The sequence below is a fragment of the Spirulina subsalsa FACHB-351 genome (genome assembly GCF_026130165.1).
In the GTDB taxonomy this organism is placed as follows: domain Bacteria; phylum Cyanobacteriota; class Cyanobacteriia; order Cyanobacteriales; family Spirulinaceae; genus Spirulina_A; species Spirulina_A subsalsa_A.
Map to the genome: position 1 here is coordinate 59,551 of NZ_JAIHOM010000003.1, position 21,095 is coordinate 80,645.

The window sequence follows — 21,095 nt, forward strand, 5'->3', positions numbered from 1 at the left end:
CCATGAGTTGTGTTAGGGGGAACATGAATTCCCCCTAGGATATGGGTTAAACTTTCCAAAATGTCACCACTTCAAATTGTTTAACCCTCCACTAAACAATCCTTTAACTGTTGACGCAGTTTATCATGATCCAAATCTTGACCAATCAAGACAATTTGATTCTTTTTCTCCCCTTTCCACTCGTCATCCTCAATAGAAAACCGCTTACCGCTTAAATGAAAAATATGACGATTGGGACTTTCTTCAAACCAGAGAATCCCCTTAGCACGGAAAATATTAGACGTTAACTGGTTATCTAAGAAAGACTGAAACTTCCGAATGGCAAAAGGTTTATCACTACTAAAAGAAATAGAGGTGAAACCATCATTTTCTAGGTGATTTGAGTGATGATGATGGTGGTGATCATGATCGTGATCATGGTGGTGATCATGGTCACAAGTTTCATCACAAACATGATCCTCATGATCATGATCATGGTCATGGTGGTGATGATGATCATGGTCATCTTCCACCTGATCAAAGTATTTGTCAGACTCAAATAAACCTACACTTAAAATCAGGGGTAACGGCACTTGTGAACGAGTTGTCCGTAAGATTCGCGCCTCGGATTTAATATCCCGAATTCTCACCTCTAGCGCATCTACATTAGCCTCATCGACTAAATCAACTTTATTCAATAAAATCACATCACCATAGGCAATTTGACTGTAGGCCGCTTCACTGTTAAATAAATCTAGACTGAAGTTCTCACAGTCTACTACCGTGACAATAGAATCTAACCGGGTCATATCCCGAATTTCTGTGCCTAAAAAGGTTAAAGCTACAGGTAAAGGGTCAGCTAATCCGGTGGTTTCAACCACTAAATAATCGATCTTATCATCCCGCTCTAAAACCCGATACACGGCATTGACTAGATCTTCATTAATCGTGCAGCAAATACAACCATTGCTCAGTTCTACCATATCATCGCCTGTGCTGACGATTAGTTCATTATCAATACCAATCTCGCCAAATTCATTGACTAAAACTGCCGTTTTAAGACCTTCTTGGTTGGTCAAAATATGATTAAGGAGGGTGGTTTTACCACTGCCGAGGAATCCTGTGATAATCGTCACAGGTAAACCGACTTTAGGAATGTCCATATTGTGGACTGAGTTGTTTTTAGGATCGACTGTCTGCATAAGCTTGGTCTGAAAACCTATGGGAATCTACATCTCTATCTTATCGGTTTAGGTGTATGCCTTGATGGGGTTAGTCCTTTGGGGGGATGATCAGCGACTGTACCCCTAGCAGATCAACTGGGAAAGAGCATACTAGGTGAGGGATGGGCTGTTTTTGCCGTTGCAGCAGGGAAAAGGCCCTCTGTCTCGCGAGAGGAGACTGTTAGAATGGGGGGTGAGTCCCTCGGATGCAGGCTTTAGTGTGAACTTACCAATCTCCTGTTCAAGGGTAGCCTAACGGGAGAGTCTGTCAAGACCTCTGATCTGTTTCTGCGGGTGATCTGTTTCTGCGGGGGGGTTGGGTTTTGCGATCGCCTCCCTCAACTTCGTCCCTTGATTATTTTAGCGGATAATACGGTTACAGGGATGTTTAAAGAAAATGGGATCACCTCACTATTTTGAGTGTAACAGAAAAAATGACACCCACTTTATTAAATAATCGCTATTTAATTATCAATAAACTCGGTCAAGGGGGCTTTGGTGAAACCTTTTTGGCCAAAGATACCCATATGCCCTCCCAGCGCATTTGTGTCGTTAAAAAATTACAACCCATTGGTCATAAACCCGCCGTTTATCAATTAGTACAAGAACGGTTTCAACGGGAAGCTGCTATTTTAGAGAAACTCGGCACAGAACAAGTCCAAATTCCCCAACTTTACGCCTATTTTGTAGAAAATAATCAGTTTTATCTGGTGCAAGAATACATTGAAGGGCTACCTCTCTCTAAACGGATGCAGCAAGGAACATTAAGCAGCCCAGAAGCGCGGGAAATCCTCATGGGTTTATTACCTGTCTTACACTATATCCACAAGGAGGGGATTATTCACCGTGACATAAAACCCGATAATATTATTTTGCGTCAGTCTGATTTTAAGCCTGTCCTCATTGATTTTGGTGCCGTTAAAGAAACCATGGGAATCGAGGTCAATTCTGAAGGAAAAATGACTTCTTCTATTGTCATTGGAACTCCCGGATTTATGCCTTCAGAACAAGCCGCCGGACGACCTATTTTTTCCAGTGATTTATATAGCTTGGCTTTAACCATTGTTGCCCTCTTGACAGGTAAGCAACCCTCGGATTTAATCGACCCACAAACGGGAGAAATTAAGTGGCGAAATCATACATCTAACCTAGACTTAGAATTAGCAGAAGTATTAGATCGTGCCTTAGAATATCATCCTCGCGATCGCTTCCGCACCGCACAGGATATGTTAGACGCATTACATCCCCTTGCCGCGACAGTCGTAGCCAGTCCTCCCCCTCCCGTCACTCCCACCCCCTCAAAAACCCTCCCTCTGTGGCTGTTTGCAGCCATTATAGGGACAATTATAGGCGTGAGTGGGGTAAGTGCCGTCATGTTTTTGAACGCCTCTAATCCCCCCCAAAACCCCCCCACTCCCTCAACTCCTACCACTCCCTCAACTCCTACCCCTCCCTCAACTCCTACCCCTCCCTCAACTCCTACCCCTCCCTCAACTCCTACCCTTTCCCCTTTCTACTTTGTCGCGGATTCTGCCTATGAAAACCGGGAAAATGCTCAACAGCGCTTGCGGCAGTTGAGACAAGCAGGATATAGCAGCGCGGGGGAATTTTGGATTCCTGACTATGCCAACTTATCCGGTCGGCCCTATTATCAAGTTTATGCGGGGAAATTTGATCAGCGCGATCGCTGCCTTGAACTATTGCGACAACATGGACAACAAATCCCTGATGCCTACTGTTCTTTCGCCAGTCCTAACCCCAACGATAACCCCAATGTCGTTAAATTCCAAGACCTGCCCACAGACACCCCAAACTCTAACACTAACCCCTCACCCGCTCAAGCCGTGCAAGACTATTATGCAACGATTAACCGTCGTGACTATAACAGCGCTTGGCAACAACTTTCCCCCGACTTTCAACGCAAACATTCCAACAATCGTTACAGTGACTATACCAACTGGTGGGAGAGTGTAGAAAATGTAGACGTTCAACAAGTGCAAGTCATCCAAAATACCGGAGAAACCGCAACAGTAATGACCCAACTCCGTTACCAACTTAAAAATGGTCAAACCTCAAGAGATCGTCTCCGTTTTCGCTTAGAATGGGATGCAAACCGGGAAATATGGGTATTTCAAGACAGCCATCGCCTGTAATCTTAATGATTTCCCCCAACTCCCACCCAGTGGCTTAAATCTCGATGTAATAACTCGCTCAACTGTTCAATTTCTGGCCTAAATTCTCGCTGTAAACGTTCTTTTAACTCAGGATTAAGAGGTGAACGAGATTTTTGTTCAACATTGTATTGTTCTAGACTCCCTCTTAAGCTTTTGCGAATCCGAGAGGGAATCAGAAAGCGCACAACAGAACGTAAAGATTTAGGGGGACGACGTAAAAATTGCTGAACAGCAATATTGCGGACTTGACGATTAGCATTAACCACCTTAAAATCGGCTGCAAAATCATCTCGACACCCTAAAAACTGTAAAGTCTTTCGATACACAGCTAGGGTATCTTGCTTGAAATCATCAAAAATAATGATCTCTACATTCTCTCGTCCAAAAATATCTAGATACCGCTTGACCTGTTCCGTATAACAAGCAATTTTCGAATAAAAAAAACATTCAACGGGATGATCCCTTTTTTCAGGAATACCCATCCCTTTTTGCCGGGTAGCTTCTGCCTTTAAAGCTGTTGCAAAATCTGCAATATTTTCATCTCCCCAAAAAACCAACTGTGAATGCCAAGAATACATCATTTCTAGAGGATTCCTGAGCATAATCAAAATTTTTGCCTCAGCATTAAACTGCTTAATCTCCTGTGCCGCCCGCTTAAAATAGAGATAAAATACAGATGATTCTCCCCGAATTTTTTCATCCTTAGTCTCATTAAAATAACTGAGATATTCCTCAAGAGTAGGTCGGCTAAAATTTAAATCACTACCAAAAAAGTGGATTTCCCTTTTCCCTCCAGCTAAATTGTCCGGGGAGTCGGGGATGTTGAGCATAAAAATTTCTGGGTGTTGCTCTAAATAGCTGTGCATTGCCGTTGTGCCGCATTTAGGAGCGCCAACAATGAAAAAGTTGGGTTTTTGAGTAGGTGTTGTCATGAAGAATTTCTCACTATAATGGGGTTGCACTGTTATAGCATTTCCATTTGAGTTTTGTAATCCACAAGGAAAAGCAAAGGGAACAAGGAACAGGGAACAGTATACAAGGGTTACAAGGAGCTTGAAGTATTATGAGAAACTTCCCTGATAGTTGATCAATGATTTGGAAATGCTATATACAATTACTTGCCAACATAAGCAACTGATCATTAAGTGATGAAACCTCAAAATCTTACAATCCTTGCATTAGTTTTATTGTCTAGCGTTTCTGCTATTTTGTCCACTCTCTTAAATATTCCCGGCTGGATATTAGCTGTTCCTATCATCTTGTTATTGTTACATTTTAAAGATAAAGAAGCTCAAGATCACTGGGTTAAAACTACATTATTATGGGGGATTAATTTAGGATTATTACTGTTATTGTGTTATCATATTTTTACAATTATTGTTAATAACATAATAAATCTTCCAGACTGGGACTTTCTAGCGTTTTGGCTAGGAGGAAAAGCGGCTGTTAGTGGTCTAAATCTGTATGATGCTAATGTGCTAAAATCCTTGGTTATTTCCTTTAATTTAAACGAATACATTGGTGAAGGATTTACTCACGCTTTTCTCTGCTGTGGTTTTCCTTACCCTCCCCCCAGTATCTTGTTATTTATTCCCCTCGGGTGGTTTGAACCTAGATTGGCGTTGATATTCTGGTATGGGGTTAATATTTTGGTTTTAATTGTAACCATTATTCTGTTGTGGGAAAGGTTCTTTAAACATCATAAAATATTGGGCTTACTAACTGTAACTAGCTTAACTTTAACTATTTTTGGCGTAAAAAGTAACCTCCTCTTTGCCCAAACCAATTTTATGGTTCTCCTAACTATTTTAATGTATTGGCGGAATCAGTCTAAACTCATAGGGGGGGGGTGGTTAGGATTAGGCATTTTAATTAAACCCTTTGTTGCTCTACTATTGGTTTATGTGGTTGCTAGACGACAATGGAGAATTGTAGCATCAGCTTTTGGGGTATTAATAGGACTGACTTTGGTAACTTTGTTAATTATTGGAGTCAAGCCATTTCATACTTATTTAACGGATGCTCCCTATTCTGCTTTACCGTTTGAAGTGTATATTGAACCCATCAACGGGTCACTATTAGCAAATATATTACGCTTGACTAATTACACACCTTCTGGTGGTTCACCGATTTTCCATCCGCTACATATTACCATTGGATTATTATTAGGTTTAACGACTCTGTGGGTTTGTCTTAGGGTAAATCAGAAAAATGAGCAATGGGCTTTTATGTCTATGCTGATGTTATCTTTAATTATCTATCCCGGTTCTCTTTTGCATTCCAGTGTAATTAATATTATCCCAATTCTCTTTTTATGGGGTAATCGTCACAAGGTTGAAACTGGACATTGGTGGTTACTGGGACTAATTACTGTAGAATATATGCTGTTACATAATCAGTATATGTTTATTGCCAATATGTTGCTCTGGATTGTTTTCACTGGAATTAGTTTAAGCCTAATTCATCCTCAGCAGTTGGCAAAACTTAAAGCGTTGAGTAGAGGACAACTAACACAAGAGTAACCGAATCCCAGAATCAAAAACTTCCTCTAAACTGTCAATGATTTTAAACTCTTTGTCTAACTCGGTAATTTCTAACATATAACGCACTTGCTGCTTGACATTTAATAAGTACAAACGACACTTATACTGTCTCGCAGCCCGACGGACAGCCATTAAAGCAGTTAGCCCAAAGTGGTTCACTGAATTGACTTGAACTAAATCAATGACCCAGCAAGAATTATCGGGGGCTGGTAGTAAGTTGACGACTTTTTGTTGCAGTAGGGAAGCACCTTTAATATCTAAATCCCGTTGGGGGCGTAGAACAATATTCATTGTACCCTTAATTGATATGGATTAATTGATGTTTAATGTAAAATAGAAAGTTGCCCCTTGATTGACTATTGCTTCGGCCCAAATTTTGCCCCCATGCCGTTGAATAATACGTTGAACTGTGGTTAAACCGATCCCTGTTCCTTCAAATTCTCGTTGAGAATGTAAACGACCAAAGGTGGTAAATAATTTGTCGGCATATTCCATATTAAATCCTGCGCCATTGTCGCGGACAAAATAGACTATTTCGGTGTTTTTTTCCAGATTTTGATCTGAATTATCATCTAGACTCTCCTCGTTGAGTTCCCCTGTTTCTGTGGGAAGGGATAATGCTCCAAATTCAATTTTAGTTTCGGTTTGTTTTTTGGTATATTTCCAGGCATTGCCTAGGAGGTTTTCTAGGGCAACTTGTAGTAATCCCTCATTGCCATAAACGATTAAGTTAGGGACAATAGAACAGATAACCTGACGTTGGGGATTATTGCGTTGAAAGTCTTGTATAATTTTTTCCGCCATTTGACTTAGGTCAACTTGACCAATGGTTAACTCTGTGCGGGTCACATGGGCTAATTGTAGAAGATCGTGGATCATCTGGCGCATTCTAACACAGGATTTTCTAATTTGCTCTAGATAATCTTTGCCTTCGTCATCTAAACAGTCTCCATATTCTTCTAATAGTATTTGGTTGAAGAATTCTATATGGGAAAGGGGGGTTTTTAGGTCATGGGAAACGGTGCGGGAGAAGGATTCAAGTTCTTCGTTGACTAATTCGAGTTCTCGGGTACGCTCTTGTAAGGAGGAATTCAGATTCTTGATTTTAAGTTCGGCTCGTTTGCGCTCGGTAATATCTCGACCTACATAAACAAATTCCTGCATTCCTTCTTCGGTTTCAATGGGGGAACGGGAGAAGGAAACGGATATTTCTTCCCCTGTTTTTTTACAACAAGTAATTTCGGTTTGGGATAAAGTGTGATGGTGTTGTTTATCTTGTAGAATATCAAAGTAGTAGGGAGCAAATATTTTGTTAATCGGTTGTCCTAATAGTTCAAGTTCCCGATAACCAAAGAGTTTTTGGGTGGCGGGGTTAATTTTTTTGATTAGCCCGGTTTTGGTGGTGACAATCAGAGCATCAGCCATTGACAAAATGATCTGGTTGATGTAGTCTTTGGTGCTAGAAAGTCTTTTCAGTAAGAGTTGGGTTTCGTTGGCGGTTTGCATCAGCTTTTGCTGGAATACCATGCGTTCGGTAGCGTTATTGAGCAGGATGATTAAACATCTTTTCCCTGCTATACTTTCTGGGTATTTCATGACATGAATATCAAAATATAAAGGATTTTCATGTTGGGGGTTTTCTGGTTGGTCAAAGCGACCTAATCCTAGGAGTTCAAATGATTTTTTCTTTCCTTTAATGATTTGGATAAGGCTATCTTCTGAGCCAATAAACTCAGGAAAAAACTTGCGCAAATCTTCACCTTTTTTTAGGGTGTATTTTCCATCAGAAAAGCGAGCGACGTTTTCGGAAAATTCTTTAATGGTGAAGTTACTGTTAACAATGACATAATCTTGGTGAATGACGGGGTTTGGGGTGACTTCTTGTAATTGGGACTGGGTATCAATGAGTAAATCGCCGACTAATTGCTGCATTAGATTGGCCCGGTCTAAAATGCTGGTTAAATAGTCGTTAGCGGTTGTATCTAGGGGGACTTGTCGGGATTGTTCTAGAAGTTCCGAGAGTTGATTTTTAAATTGAATGAGGGTTTGGCGGAGGTGATGGGTTGCAATGTAGGGAAATTGCATTAAGGTCGCTTGCTTAATGTTGTCGAGATGGAGGGGGCGTAAACTGCCATTATTGTGGAATTGAAAGCGTTCTGGGTCTGGAGTTGCTGGTTGAAGTTGTTTGTGCCAAATGGTGAGACGGAGGTTAATTTGCTCGGGGGAGGCGGGAAGAATGAGATAATCGTTGCCACCATGATTGAGCCAAGGTTCGAGGATGGTGGGGTTTTCGTGAGTGGTGATGGCAATGCAGAGGAGGTTAGGAAAGCGCGATCGCATTTCTTGGCAGAGGTGTAGACGGGGGTCTAATTCCTCCCCCAAGGTCATCCAGACCCAAGGAAACACTTCTTGGGCAAAGATTTCCCAAGCGCTATTGACATCAGAACAACGGGTAATCTGATAATTTTGCGATCGCAAGACTTGTTCCAACGAATTTAGGTTATGGCTTGCATCGTCTACTATTAAGGTCTTCATCTTGTTTTAGACTCCCACTATCAGGCCCCAGGTATTGATTCACCCCAAATTAATGAACATTAGATCATTTCTCTTTTCATCATAAAGAGCAATGTAGCCACTACACAGAAAGCCATAGGAAAATTAATTAACCTTACTAACAACACAAAATGGAATGGCTGACTCAATCCCTCTATCCTCGTCTGAAACCCTACCTGCGCTGGTTGGTGATGGGGGTGGTGGGGTTTTTCCTGTTGCAAACCCTAAGTTCCCACTGGTCTGAAGTCCTCACCTTACAACTGGAGGGAGGGAGTGGGCTAAAATTGGCGATCGCACTTGTCCTCACCCTCCTCGCTCATATTTGGTCCGGTTGGGTGTGGGGGTGGATTCTCCAAACCCTACAATATCCCGTCACAGCGCAATGGAGCATCCGCGTCTATCTCCTAACCAATCTAGCCAAATACCTCCCGGGCAATGTGTGGCATTTTTACGGTCGTGTGGTGGCCGCCCAACGGCAAAACGTCCCCCTGGCCATTGCCACCCTCAGCGTCCTCCTAGAACCCCTCCTCATGGTTGCTGCGGCCCTTCTGCTGACCCTCCTCCTGCGGCCTAACCTCTACCTCGCCCTCCAACTCCCCATTCTGATAGGGGTTCTCATCGCCATTCACCCCCGCTTTCTCAACCCCCTTCTCCGGGCGGCCTCCCAAATCAAAGGCCGTCTCAAAGGACTCCCCCAGGCCGGGTATTCCCTGCCCACCATCACGCACTACCCCCTCAAACCCCTTGCCGGAGAACTGATCTTTCTTCTCCTACGGGGCAGTGGTTTTGTTCTCACCCTGTTGGTCTTTCAGTCCCTCACCCCAAACCAACTCCCTCTCCTTTTAAGCAGTTTTTGTCTAGCTTGGCTGCTGGGTTTAGTCATCCCCGGGGCTCCCGGTGGGATTGGGATTTTTGAGGCCACCATTCTTTCTCTCTTACAACCCCAATGGAGTCCCAGTGTCATCTTAGCCACCGTCGCCGTTTATCGTTTAATCGCCACCCTCGCAGAAACCCTAGGCGCGTTTCTGGCTTGGTTATCCCAGAAACGGTTCAGTTTTTGACGTCCTAGGTCTAAAGGCGTGAGGAGTCTTAGATTGATCGGACTTAAATTAGGCAGCTATAGCATTCTTGGCTGGTAGAATGAAATACAACAATCCCCCAACTCAACAGCAGTATGGAACGCGGTTATTCCGAAATTGACTTAGCTGAGTATATAGATCAGGCTGTATTACAACCCACAGCGACCTTAGAAGCGGTACAACAGGCCTGTGGGGAAGCACTTCGCTATGATTTCCCGGCGGTCTGTGTTTATCCTTGGGCGGTTTCCACGGCCAGGGAAGCCCTCCAAGGAAAAGTCCCTCAAGTCTGTGCGGTGATTGGTTTTCCCTCGGGGGCCTCTACGAGAGCCACGAAAGTGTATGAAGCCCTCGAAGCGGTGGAAAATGGGGCGCGGGAGTTGGATGTGGTGATTAATTTAGGTTGGTTAAAGGGGGGAGATACAGAACGTATTTATCAGGAAATGGCGGAGATTTGTGAGGAAAGTGGGCAAACGGTTAAGGCGATTTTAGAAATGGCGGTGTTGACAGAGGGGGAAAAACGCCTCGCGGCGGAGGTGTGTTTAGATGCGGGGGTGTCTTTCCTTAAAACCAGTACAGGCTGGTTTGGGGGGGCAACGGTGGCCGATGTGCGCTTGCTCAAGGATATCACCCGGGGACAGGTGGGGATTAAGGCCTCGGGGGGGATTCGCACCCCACAACAGGCTTTAGAATTGATTCAGGCCGGGGCGACGCGCTTGGGAACCTCTCGGGGGGTGGACTTGCTGCGCCAACGGGAGGCGATCGCCTTTGAGGACAAAGAATGAGTCGGACCTATAAAGCCACGGGGATTAATTTGAAGAGTTTGGCGCTGGGAGAGTGCGATCGCCTCGTGACCATCCTCACCGCCGAATATGGTTTAGTGCAGGCCGTCGCCCCCGGTGCGCGCAAACCCAAGTCCTCCCTCCGGGGACGCATTGAACCCTTTGTCGTCAATGAACTGTTATTGGTCAAAGGGCGATCGCTCGATAAAATCATTCAAGCCGAAACCCTCGAATCCTACCCCCGTCTCAGCCAAGATTTAGGCAAACTCGCCACCAGTCAATACTGGGCCGAAATGGTCTTAGCCGTTGGCCTCAGTGACCAACCCCAAGCCGAACTCCTAGAACTGCTGAAATTACACCTGCAACGCCTCGATCAACTCCCCAACCATCCCCCCTCCCATAGCAGTGATTTTGCCGCCGTCTCCCTCCTCTGCTCCCTCACTCAGGGCGTTTTCCACCTGCTCACCCTAGCCGGACTAGCCCCCCAAGTCCAAGGACACCTCACCCCCGGCGAACGAGTAGGCTTTAGCTTTGAAGTGGGCGGCGTGGTTCCCCTCTCGGGTCCCCCCCACCCCGCCTCCACCTATTGCGTCGAATACGACCTAATCACCCCACCCCCCATGAACACCTTCCTCGGGGCCCAAGAACTCACCCTCCTCCAACACCTCGCCCAGATTGAACCCTGCAATCCCCACAACCTGAACGCCCTCAACAAAGCCCTCTGGCTTAAAATTGAGCAAACCCTCCGGAACTACACCCAATATCATTTAGGCAAGCCCATTCGATCGGCCGCATTAGTTGATACCTTATTTACAGTAGATTTTTAAAATTTCTTAGCTTTTCTTAATCTCACTTAATTCGTAATTCGTTTTAGTTAAAAAGATAATCCCTTAGTGATGCAGTTGTTTGAACCTGAACAAGAAAAACGCCAACGTCCCCATTCCACAACCCCGACCCCAGAAGCCTCTGACCCCCATCATCTGCCCCGGTCTGAGTGCCTCTCACCGACCGTTAAGCGGGGGTTTGGGCCAGTCCTAGAAAACCCGCGCTTTCTCGTCCTCTGGTTGGGTCAAGTCTTCTCCCAACTGGCCGATAAAATCTATCTGGTGCTAATGATTGCCCTGATTGCCAGCCGCTTCCAAGCACCGGATCAGCCCATTAGTGGCTGGGTGTCCGCCATTATGATCGCCTTCACCATCCCCGCCGTCCTCTTTGGCTCCCTAGCCGGGGTTTTTGTGGATCGTTGGCCGAAAAAAGATGTGCTAGTGTTAAGCAATCTCCTACGGGGGGGTGCTGTTTTAGCCATTCCGCCCCTACTCTGGTTAGCCCGAGATGGGGGCTGGTTGTGGGGAGTTCCCCTGGGCTTTCTCCTGCTCCTCGTCATCACCTTCTTTGTCTCCACCCTAACCCAATTTTTCGCCCCAGCCGAACAGGCCGCCCTACCCCTGATTGTCAAACGGCAAAGCCTCCTCCCGGCTAACTCCCTCTACACCACCACCATGATGGCGCTGTTAATCATTGGTTTTGCCGTTGGGGAACCCCTCCTGGCCGCCATGGATCATCTAGGGACTGCGCTCGGCTGGTCTTTTGGCAAAGAATTATTAGTGGGCGGGGCCTATGCGATCGCCGGAATAATTCTCCTGTTCCTCAAAACCGGAGAAAAGCGAGCCGCCCTCGAAATCGAACGCCCCCACGTCTTCCAAGACATCTGGGACGGGATTCAGTACCTCCAAGCCCATCATCGCGTGCGGAACGCCCTCGTCCAGTTAGTCATCCTCTTCTCCGTCTTCGCCGCCCTCGCCGTCCTAGCGGTTCCCCTGGCCGCCTCCATCCCCAGCCTCAAAGCAGAACAATTCGGCTTTCTCCTCGCCTCTGCCGGACTCGGCATGGGCTTAGGCGCCGCCTTTTTAGGTCACTGGGGGCAAGGATTCCGCAACGCTCAACTGAGTCTCTGGGGGTCCGCCGGAATGGCCCTCTCCCTCCTCGGCCTCTCCTTCTCCACCCACAACCTCATTCTCGCCCTCCTGATGACCGGATGTTTGGGCATTTTTGCCGCCCTGATTGGCGTTCCCATGCAGACCACCATCCAAGCCGAAACCCCCGAAGAAATGCGCGGGAAAGTCTTTGGGCTACAAAATAACGCCATTAACATCGCCCTCTCCCTCCCCCTCGCCCTGGCCGGAGTGGCTGAGTCCTTCTGGGGCTTAAAAACCGTCTTATGGGTGCTAGCGGCCTTTGTCGTCCTTGGGGGGACCCTAACCTGGTATATTGCCCAAAAAGGGTCAATTGCACCTAGATCCGGGAATTAATAGTATCATGTGAACGATCATCCCTGTCTGATTGTTTCCCTCAAGAGTTGTTACTCCCTTATTTGTGAATGCACCATCACCATATCGCTTGGCTGGGGAAAAAATCCCCGTTTTGTGGCAACGTCACCTACGGTCGAGAAATCAGTAACGCCCTCCTAGAACGCAACCATCGCGTGAGTTTCCTCCACTTTGCCCAAGAGGAATCCCTCTCTGATAGTTGGGCCCACCATTCTGAGGTCGTGCTACCCTTCTTGTATAAATCCCAGATTTACACCATCCCCACGCCGAAGTCGAGTAAAGTGTTGATGCGATCGCTCGCTGACCTCAAACCTGACCTTGTTCACGCCTCCCTCACCCTTTCCCCCCTTGATTTCCGCCTACCGGAAATTTGCGCCGAATTAAACCTTCCCCTCATTGCCACCTTTCACCCCCCCTTCGACAGCAAACTACGCAACCTCAAATCCAGCGCCCAGTTTCTCACCTATCAGCTATACGCCCCCTGTTTAGCCAACTACGACCGGGTGATTGTCTTTTCCCAAATCCAGAAAGACCTCCTAGTGCGTTTAGGAGTCCCCGACCCCAAAGTAGTCATCATTCCCAACGGCGTAGACGTACAAAAATACTCCCCTGGCCCCTCTCGCTTTAAAGCCCAACTGGGGGCAAAACGGCTATTTGTCTACATGGGACGCATCTCCACCGAGAAAAACGTGGAGGCCATGCTCAAAGCTTGGAAACTAGCCAACATGGGGCCTGATTGCAAATTAGTTATCGTGGGAGATGGCCCCCTCAGCACCGTGTTAAAACCCTTCTACACCCCAGAAGACGGCATTCTCTGGTACGGATTTGTCGCCGACGAACAACAGCGCATTGAGATTCTACGCGCTGCCGATGCCTTTATTCTGCCCTCCCTAGTGGAAGGTCTATCCCTCTCCCTCTTGGAAGCGATGGCCTGTGGAGTGGCCTGCATTGCTACCGATGCCGGGGCTGATGCCGAAGTGATTGAAGACGGGGCCGGGGTGGTCATGAGTACCCAAGGGGTCACAACTCAATTAAAAACCCTACTCCCTCTCTTCCGAGATCAACCGGAATTAACTGTATTATTGGGTCAGAAAGGCCGCAAACGGGTTTTAGAACGCTACACCCTCAGCCGCAATATTACCCAGTTAGAGCAACTCTATCAGGAGGTTTTGACCGAAACTCAGACCTTAACCTATACTCGCTGGGCTTAATCTGCCAATGGTTTTAGAAGATGCCAGTTTAGCACTACTCCAAACCGCCCTTAAACGCTTAAAGGAGGGCTTTAACACCCTGCCCGAGGTAGAACAGCCTCTGGACTTAGAAGCTGTCCAGAATCTGCTGCTAGAGGTGGCTGAACGAATGCAGGATAACTACCCCTATCCTCATCCCTTGTATGCGGGACAAATGTTAAAACCTCCCGCCCCTATAGCGCGTCTGGCCTATATGTTGTCTTTATGGATTAACCCCAATAATCACGCGCTGGATGGGGGAAAAGCGAGTTCCGCCCTAGAGAAAGAGGCCGTGGCAGATTTAGCTAAAATGTGCGGCTGGGAGCGCCATTTAGGCCATTTATGCAGTGGGGGAACGGTGGCTAATTTAGAGGCCCTATGGGTGGCTAAAAATCTACATCCGGGTCAAAAAATTGTCGCCTCTAGCCAAGCCCATTATACTCATTCTCGCATTTGTAAGGTCTTAGATATTCCCTTTTTAGCTGTTCCCTGTAATCCTCGCGCTCAGATGGATGTGGGGGAGCTTAAACGACTTTTAGAGACTGAAAAAATCGGCACGGTTGTTGTTACTCTGGGAACAACGGCTACCGGTTCAGTTGACCCATTACCGGAAATTTTGGAGCTACAAAAAGACTATAGATTTCGCCTTCATGCTGATGCCGCTTATGGGGGGTATTTTCGCTTAGTTGAAGATTTAGCCCCAGAGACTAAACAAGCCTTTGATTGCCTGAATCAAGTGGATTCAATTGTTATTGATCCTCATAAACATGGACTTCAACCCTATGGCTGTGGTTGTGTGTTGTTTAAAGAGCCAACAGTGGGCCGTTTTTATCATCATGATTCCCCCTATACTTATTTTAGTTCAGACGAGTTGCATTTAGGAGAAATTAGCCTCGAATGTTCTAGACCGGGATCGGCTGCGGTTGCACTGTGGGCGACTCAGAGGTTATTTCCCTTAGTCCCAGATGGGGAGTTTGCCCAAGGTTTAACTCAGTCTTGTCAAGGGGCTAGAATTTTGTTTAATAAGCTGCAACAGGACTCCCGGTTTATAGTTGCTTTTCCTCCAGAGTTAGATATTGTAATCTGGGCGGTTTCTGGCGAAAGGGCGAGTCAGTCTTCTCGGTTAGCACAAGCGGTTTTTAAGGCGGCTGCACGGGAAAATTTACACCTCGCTTTAGCCACCTTACCCCGATATTTATTGGAACAGCAGGGAGTGGTGATGGAGTGGGATCAAGACTTTATCACTTGTTTACGATCTTGTTTAATGAAACCGGAACATTTAGCTTGGATTGAGTCTATTTGGGCAATTTTAGATCGGGTGACAGAGGGAGTTTTGAAGGGAGAAAACTTTGTAACAAATCTTAATGATTAGCACCTTGAGTTAAAATCCCTTCCTGGCTACTTGAGCTAGGTCAATTGAGCAACCAATAGAGGTCAGATTAAGAAATGTTATGACCTTGGGGGAAGATAGAGGGGGCTTCGTTTATTGTGGAGAATTTAACCTAAAATTAAGGAATAAGGTCTGGGGGGTCGTCTGCTATGACAATTAAATTCTCTCCGCGAAGAGATGTCTTCGCTTAACAATCCATTGGCTAGGATTGTTTCTCTCTTTCCTGTAGTAAGTCTCCATGAAAGGTAAAGAATCGGGTTGAGAAAACGATTGACTTTTGATAACACCCAATGGAGAGATGACATGGGCTTTCCTTGTTGTCTACAATATGGGGATCACATTTGGCTCACCATGATGGCACTATTTTCCTCATTGTTTCTCTGCACTCTTTGGCAATCTTTTGGGTTCATATGGCAAATCTCGCGAAAATATCCTCTGTGAAACCCCCCACTCTTAAGGGGTATACTATCCTTGAGTTATTATATTTAGGTTCTCGGACGGCTGTTTATCGAGGGGTAGAGGATGAGTCGCAGACTCCGGTGGTGATTAAGGTGTTGCGACGGGAATATCCGAGTTTTGGGGAGTTAGTGCAGTTACGGAATCAATATGCGATCGCCAAAAATCTCCCGATAGCAGGTATTGTAAAACCCCTGTGCTTAGAATCTCTCGGCAATGGCTATGCTTTCGTGATGGAAGATGTGGGGGGGGTAGCATTAGGAGACTACTGTCAGCAAAAGCGGTTAGTGGTGTCTGAGGTGTTAGAGATTGCTATTCAAGTGGCTGGGATTCTCCATGATCTCCATCAACACCGCATTATTCATAAAGATATTAAACCCGCCAATCTGTTAATTCATCCTGAATCTAAACAGGTGAAATTAATTGATTTTAGTATTGCCTCGTTGTTACCGAAAGAAACCCAAGAAATTCAAAGTCCAAATATTTTAGAAGGGACTTTAGCCTATATTGCACCGGAACAGACGGGACGCATGAATCGGGGTATTGATTATCGCACCGATTTCTATGGATTGGGGGTGACTCTGTACGAATTGCTGACGGGGAGGCTTCCCTTTACGGCTACGGATCCCTTAGAGTTAATTCACTACCATATTGCACAGATGCCAACCCCAATGGAGGAGCTAAATCCAGCCGTTCCGTTGATGGTGAGTGCGATCGCCGCTAAACTCATGGCCAAGAATGCCGAAGATCGCTATCAAAGTGCCTTGGGGGTGCAATATGACCTCGAACAGTGTTTAACCCAGTGGCAGGCCTCCGGGGAGATTAGGGAATTTCCCCTCGGTACCCGGGATTTAAGCGATCGCTTTCTCATCCCCGAAAAGCTCTATGGACGACAGGCAGAGGTTAAGACCCTTTTAGAAGCTTTTGATCGGGTGGCTCAAGGTGCTGTTGAACTCATGTTAGTAGCTGGCTTTTCTGGCATTGGCAAAACAGCCGTTATTAACGAAGTTCATAAGCCCATTGTACGCCAACGAGGGTATTTTATCAAGGGCAAATTTGATCAATTTAATCGTAATATTCCCCTTTCTGCCTTTATCCAAGCACTACAGGATTTAATGGGTCAATTACTCTCTGAATCCGATACCCAATTAGAGCAATGGAAAGCTAAAATTTTAGCCGCTTTGGGAGACAATGGACAGGTTCTAATTGAAGTATTACCGGAGTTAGAACAAGTCATTGGTTCACAACCGGAAGTAACAGAACTTTCAGGAACAGCTGCTCAAAATCGCTTTAGTTTACTCTTCCAGAAATTTATTTCTGTTTTCACTACCCCAGAACATCCCCTAGTTTTATTTCTAGATGATTTACAGTGGGCAGATCCCGCATCTTTACAACTGATTAAGCTCCTAATGAATGAGCAGGGGTATTTACTTTTATTAGGAGCTTATCGCGATAATGAAGTGTTCCCCAGTCATCCTTTTATCGTGACGGTAGAAGAATTGAAAAAAGCGGAGAAAATTATACATACTTTAACCCTAGCACCCCTGAAATTGAAGGATGTGAATGATCTCGTTTCTGATGCCCTTCATTGCTCCCCAGATTTAGCAGAACCCCTCACACAATTAATTAACCAAAAGACCCAAGGTAATCCCTTTTTTGCCACCCAATTTCTCAAAGCTCTTCATGACGATCAATATATTTTCTTTAATTACGACCAACGTTATTGGCAATGTGATCTAGAACAAGTTCACACTTTATCCCTGAGTAATAATGTAGTTCAGTTCATGGCTTTACAGTTACAAAAGCTGCCTGAAACCAGCCAAGAACTACTTAAATTAGCTGCTTGTATTGGCAATCAGTTTGATTTAAACACCTTAGCTATTGTGTCTGAAAAAACGCCCCATGAGGTGGCACTTGCTCTGTGGCAAGTTTTACGGGAAGGGTATATCATTCCCACCAGTCGCGTCTATAAATTCTTTCAGTCGGAACAGGAACAACAGATAGTTTCTCAAGAGCAAGTTAACCCCACCTATCGCTTTTTGCATGATCGAGTCCAACAAGCGGCTTATTCTTTAATTCCCCATGATCAAAAACAAGTTACTCACCTTAAGATAGGGAAATTACTACAAGAAAATTTAACTGAAATTGAACGAGACGAAAAGCTTTTTGATATTGTGGGACATTTGAATCTCGGCCAAGTTTTAATAAAAGACCCAGCTGAACGAGAAAAATTAGTCCAATTGAACTTAAAAGCTGCCGAAAAAGCCCGCACATCAACAGCTTATAGTGCAGCACTGGAGTTTGTACAGATGGGGTTAAATTTATTAGCCGAGCAAAGCTGGAAAACTCACTATAACTTAACCTTAGAACTCCATATTTTAGGGGCAGAAGTTGCCTATTTAAATGGGGATTTAATCCAGATGGAGACGAGGATTGAAGCGGTTTTAAATTCGGCTCAAAATATCTTAGATCGGGTGAAAGTCTATGAGATTAAAATTAATGCTCTCACCGCTCAAACTCGGATGTTAGATGCCGTTGAAGTGGGTCGAAATGCCCTCGCACAGCTAGGGATTGATTTGCCAACCGAACCCGATGAAACTAAAATCAAGCAAGCTCTTCACAAATTAAGTGCAAGATTAGAAGGACAAAAAATTGCGAATCTCGCCAATCTAACAGCCATGACTAATCCCCAGATGAGTGCTGGGATGGAATTATTAGGAATGTTGTTTGCGCCTATTTTTCAAGGAGCAACTCATTTAATGCCTTTATTAACTTGTGAGATGGTGAGTCTCTCCCTAGAATTTGGCAATGCTCCCGCCTCAATTATTGGCTATGTGGCTCATGGGATGGTGCTTTGTGCCTTTTTGGGAGAGGTGGAGTTAGGCTATCAGTTTGGCCGTTTGGCTATGAGTTTATTAAATAAGCCTGAAAATCAACCGTTTAAGTCTTGTATTTTACTGCTATTTGGGAACTTCATTCATCATCATAAAGAGTCGATTCAAAAAACTTTTACCGTCTTTAAGCAGGGAATGCTAGCGGGAATAGAAGTGGGCGATTTTGTCTATTATGGTTATAACGTCACGGTGAACTTTTCCCATCATTTGTTTGCTGGAATCTCTCTTAATGACTGGCAAGAACAAATGGAGGGATATTGTACTTTTTTAGAGCAAATTAAACAATATTCTGGTTTAACTTATGTCAAGATGGAGCAGGAAGTTATCCAAAATTTGATCTCGTTTACTGCCACTCCAGAGGTGTTAGAAGGCAAGGCTTATGATGAGAAGGTGATGTTAGCAAAACATCATCAAGAACAGGAATTAACGCCCCTTGGTTTTCTCTATGTTTATAAGTTATTATTGGCTTATTTATTCGGACGTTATGACCAAGCGTTAGCCGCGATTCAGACGGTACAACCCTATATTATTGCTGTGACGGGAATGTTCCAAACTCCGGTTTTTCATTTCTATGCAGGGTTGACTTCTTTACAACAGTATGCAGGGGCAAAAGAAGAGGAGCAACCAGTTATTTTAGAGCGAGTCCAGGAGCATCAACAAATTTTAGCGCGGTGGGCTAAGTTTGCTCCGATGAATCATCAGCATAAGGTGGATTTACTGGAGGCGGAAAAATGCCGGGTTTTGGGCAATAAAGCGGGGGCGATTGAGGGATATGATCGGGCGATCGCACAAGCTCAAACTAATGGCTACCTTCACGAGGCCGCACTAGGGAACGAACTGGCGGCACAATTTTATCTAGATTGGGGGAAAGAGGCGATCGCCCAAACCTACCTTACCCAAGCCTACTATAGTTATGTTCACTGGGGAGCAACGGCTAAAGTGGAGCAGTTAGAGCAATGTTACCCCAGTTTGTTAGCCCCCATCTTACAAACCATTCAAAGTCCCCTCTCGGCCACAGAAACCGTCTTTAGTCCCACACCTTTCTCCCACTTACCTACCCTCGGAGAACAGACTTCCAGTTCCACCAGTATAGCTCAAACCCTTGATCTGACGACAGTTTTAAAGGCTTCTCAAACCCTCTCTCGTGAGATTAAATTAGAGCAACTCCTCAGTACCCTTCTCCAGACTGTACTAGAAAACGCGGGGGCCGATAAAGGGGTGTTATTAATGCCCCATGAGTCCAAATGGTATGTAGAAGCAGTCGCTCAATTGGGAGAGTCGGCACAGGTGACACCTGTTCCCTTGACCCATAGTATATGTGTTCCCCACAGTTTAATCCATAGCATTAAACGCAGCCTACAGCCCACTGTGATTATGGATGCCACAGCGGACCCCAGTTTAAGCACCGATGCCTATATTCTCCAACAGCAACCCAAGAGTGTGTTATGTACTCCCATTTTGCATCAGGGGAAACTGGTGGCCATCTTGTACTTAGAGAATCGTCTCACCGTTGGGGTATTTACAGGCGATCGCGTGGAACTCCTGCGTTTCCTTTGTACCCAGGCCGCCATTAGCTTAGAAAACGCTCGTCTCTATCAACAAGCGCAACAGGCCTTAAAAGACTTACAAGAGGCACAATTACAGATGGTGCAAAGTGAGAAAATGTCTGCATTAGGGAATTTAGTCGCTGGGATTGCCCACGAAATCAATAATCCCGTCGGTTTTATCTTAGGGAATGTGAAAGAGGCGATCGCCAACTTTACCGACATTACCGACTATTTGCGACTCTATCAAGAGAAATACCCAGATGATGAGGACATTTTAGCCCAAGGGCAAGAACTCGAAATCGACTATTTGCTCGAAGATTTCCCCAATTTGTTAGCCTCCATGGCGACTGGGTGCGATCGCATCCAAGAAATCAGCACCAGTTTACGCATTTTCTCCCGCGCTGATCATAAGCGTAAAATTTCCTTTAATCTCCATGATGGCATTAATAGTACCCTGCTCATCCTCAAACATCGCCTTAAAGCCAACGCCTCTCGCCCCGCCATTGAAATCATCCAAAACTACGGTAAAATCCCCCCCATTCCCTGCTTTCCCGGGGAATTAAACCAAGTTTTCATGAACATCTTAGCCAATGCCATCGATGCCTTAGAAGAAAGTAGCCACAACAAAACCTTTGCCGAAATTGTCGCCCATCCCAATCAAATTACCATTCAAACTTCCCTAGTAGACCACAGCGTAAAGATTTCCATTGCCGATAATGGTCAAGGCATTGAAGAAAGCGTAAAACCCCACATTTTTGACCATTTATTCACCACCAAAGCCGTCGGCAAAGGAACCGGTCTAGGTTTAGCCATTGCCCGTCAAATTGTAGTCGAGAAACATCAAGGAGAGATTACCGTTAACTCTCAACCGGGTCAAGGAACAGAGTTTATAATTACCTTACCCTTAGACCGTCATCAATAA

Annotated in this window: 13 protein-coding genes; 9 read left to right on the plus strand and 4 right to left on the minus strand. The window is 45.3% G+C overall.

Annotated elements, in window-relative coordinates; all coding sequences use genetic code 11:
* Positions 1–80: 80 nt before the first annotated feature.
* Positions 81–1,181 carry a CobW family GTP-binding protein gene (locus K4A83_RS01080; RefSeq protein WP_407809771.1) on the minus strand — a complete coding sequence of 367 codons (1,101 nt, stop codon included), beginning with the start codon at positions 1,179–1,181 and terminating at the stop codon, positions 81–83.
* Positions 1,182–1,636: 455 nt separating this feature from the next.
* On the opposite strand from K4A83_RS01080, the gene K4A83_RS01085 reads away from it, so the two are divergent.
* Positions 1,637–3,355 (plus strand): protein kinase domain-containing protein, encoded by a 1,719-nt coding sequence (locus K4A83_RS01085; RefSeq protein WP_265262524.1) that lies wholly within the window; start codon positions 1,637–1,639, stop codon positions 3,353–3,355.
* Between the two features lie 2 nt (positions 3,356–3,357).
* Here the strand turns inward: K4A83_RS01085 and K4A83_RS01090 are convergent, their stop codons facing one another.
* Positions 3,358–4,308 carry a sulfotransferase domain-containing protein gene (locus tag K4A83_RS01090; RefSeq protein ID WP_265262525.1) on the minus strand — a complete coding sequence of 317 codons (951 nt, stop codon included), beginning with the start codon at positions 4,306–4,308 and terminating at the stop codon, positions 3,358–3,360.
* 216 nt (positions 4,309–4,524) lie between these two features.
* On the opposite strand from K4A83_RS01090, the gene K4A83_RS01095 reads away from it, so the two are divergent.
* Positions 4,525–5,898 (plus strand): glycosyltransferase family 87 protein, encoded by a 1,374-nt coding sequence (locus K4A83_RS01095; protein WP_265262526.1) that lies wholly within the window; start codon positions 4,525–4,527, stop codon positions 5,896–5,898.
* On the opposite strand, the gene K4A83_RS01100 is transcribed toward K4A83_RS01095, so the two are convergent.
* Both K4A83_RS01100 and K4A83_RS01105 read right to left on the minus strand, forming a co-directional pair.
* Positions 5,884–6,210 (minus strand): STAS domain-containing protein, encoded by a 327-nt coding sequence (locus K4A83_RS01100; protein WP_265262527.1) that lies wholly within the window; start codon positions 6,208–6,210, stop codon positions 5,884–5,886. The two genes, K4A83_RS01095 and K4A83_RS01100, sit on opposite strands and share 15 nt — an antisense overlap.
* A 21-nt stretch (positions 6,211–6,231) precedes the next feature.
* Positions 6,232–8,454 carry a PAS domain S-box protein gene (locus K4A83_RS01105; RefSeq protein WP_265262528.1) on the minus strand — a complete coding sequence of 741 codons (2,223 nt, stop codon included), beginning with the start codon at positions 8,452–8,454 and terminating at the stop codon, positions 6,232–6,234.
* A 149-nt stretch (positions 8,455–8,603) separates the two neighbouring features.
* On the opposite strand from K4A83_RS01105, the gene K4A83_RS01110 reads away from it, so the two are divergent.
* The 7 genes from K4A83_RS01110 (at position 8,604) to K4A83_RS01140 (ending at position 21,095) form a co-directional block, all read left to right on the plus strand.
* Positions 8,604–9,533 carry a flippase-like domain-containing protein gene (locus K4A83_RS01110; protein WP_265262529.1) on the plus strand — a complete coding sequence of 310 codons (930 nt, stop codon included), beginning with the start codon at positions 8,604–8,606 and terminating at the stop codon, positions 9,531–9,533.
* A 113-nt stretch (positions 9,534–9,646) separates the two neighbouring features.
* Positions 9,647–10,333 carry a deoxyribose-phosphate aldolase gene (gene deoC / locus K4A83_RS01115; protein WP_265262530.1) on the plus strand — a complete coding sequence of 229 codons (687 nt, stop codon included), beginning with the start codon at positions 9,647–9,649 and terminating at the stop codon, positions 10,331–10,333.
* On the plus strand, positions 10,330–11,157 hold the full coding sequence (gene recO, locus K4A83_RS01120) for a DNA repair protein RecO (RefSeq protein WP_265262531.1): 828 nt from the start codon (positions 10,330–10,332) through the stop codon (positions 11,155–11,157). The genes deoC and recO overlap by 4 nt, the downstream gene beginning before the upstream one ends.
* 69 nt (positions 11,158–11,226) lie before the next feature.
* Entirely contained in the window at positions 11,227–12,639 is a 1,413-nt protein-coding gene (locus tag K4A83_RS01125) for an MFS transporter (RefSeq protein WP_265262532.1), read from the plus strand.
* Positions 12,640–12,707: 68 nt separating this feature from the next.
* On the plus strand, positions 12,708–13,868 hold the full coding sequence (locus K4A83_RS01130) for a glycosyltransferase family 4 protein (RefSeq protein WP_265262533.1): 1,161 nt from the start codon (positions 12,708–12,710) through the stop codon (positions 13,866–13,868).
* A 7-nt stretch (positions 13,869–13,875) separates the two neighbouring features.
* Entirely contained in the window at positions 13,876–15,258 is a 1,383-nt protein-coding gene (locus tag K4A83_RS01135) for a pyridoxal phosphate-dependent decarboxylase family protein (RefSeq protein WP_265262534.1), read from the plus strand.
* Between the two features lie 428 nt (positions 15,259–15,686).
* Entirely contained in the window at positions 15,687–21,095 is a 5,409-nt protein-coding gene (locus K4A83_RS01140; protein WP_265262535.1) for a trifunctional serine/threonine-protein kinase/ATP-binding protein/sensor histidine kinase, read from the plus strand.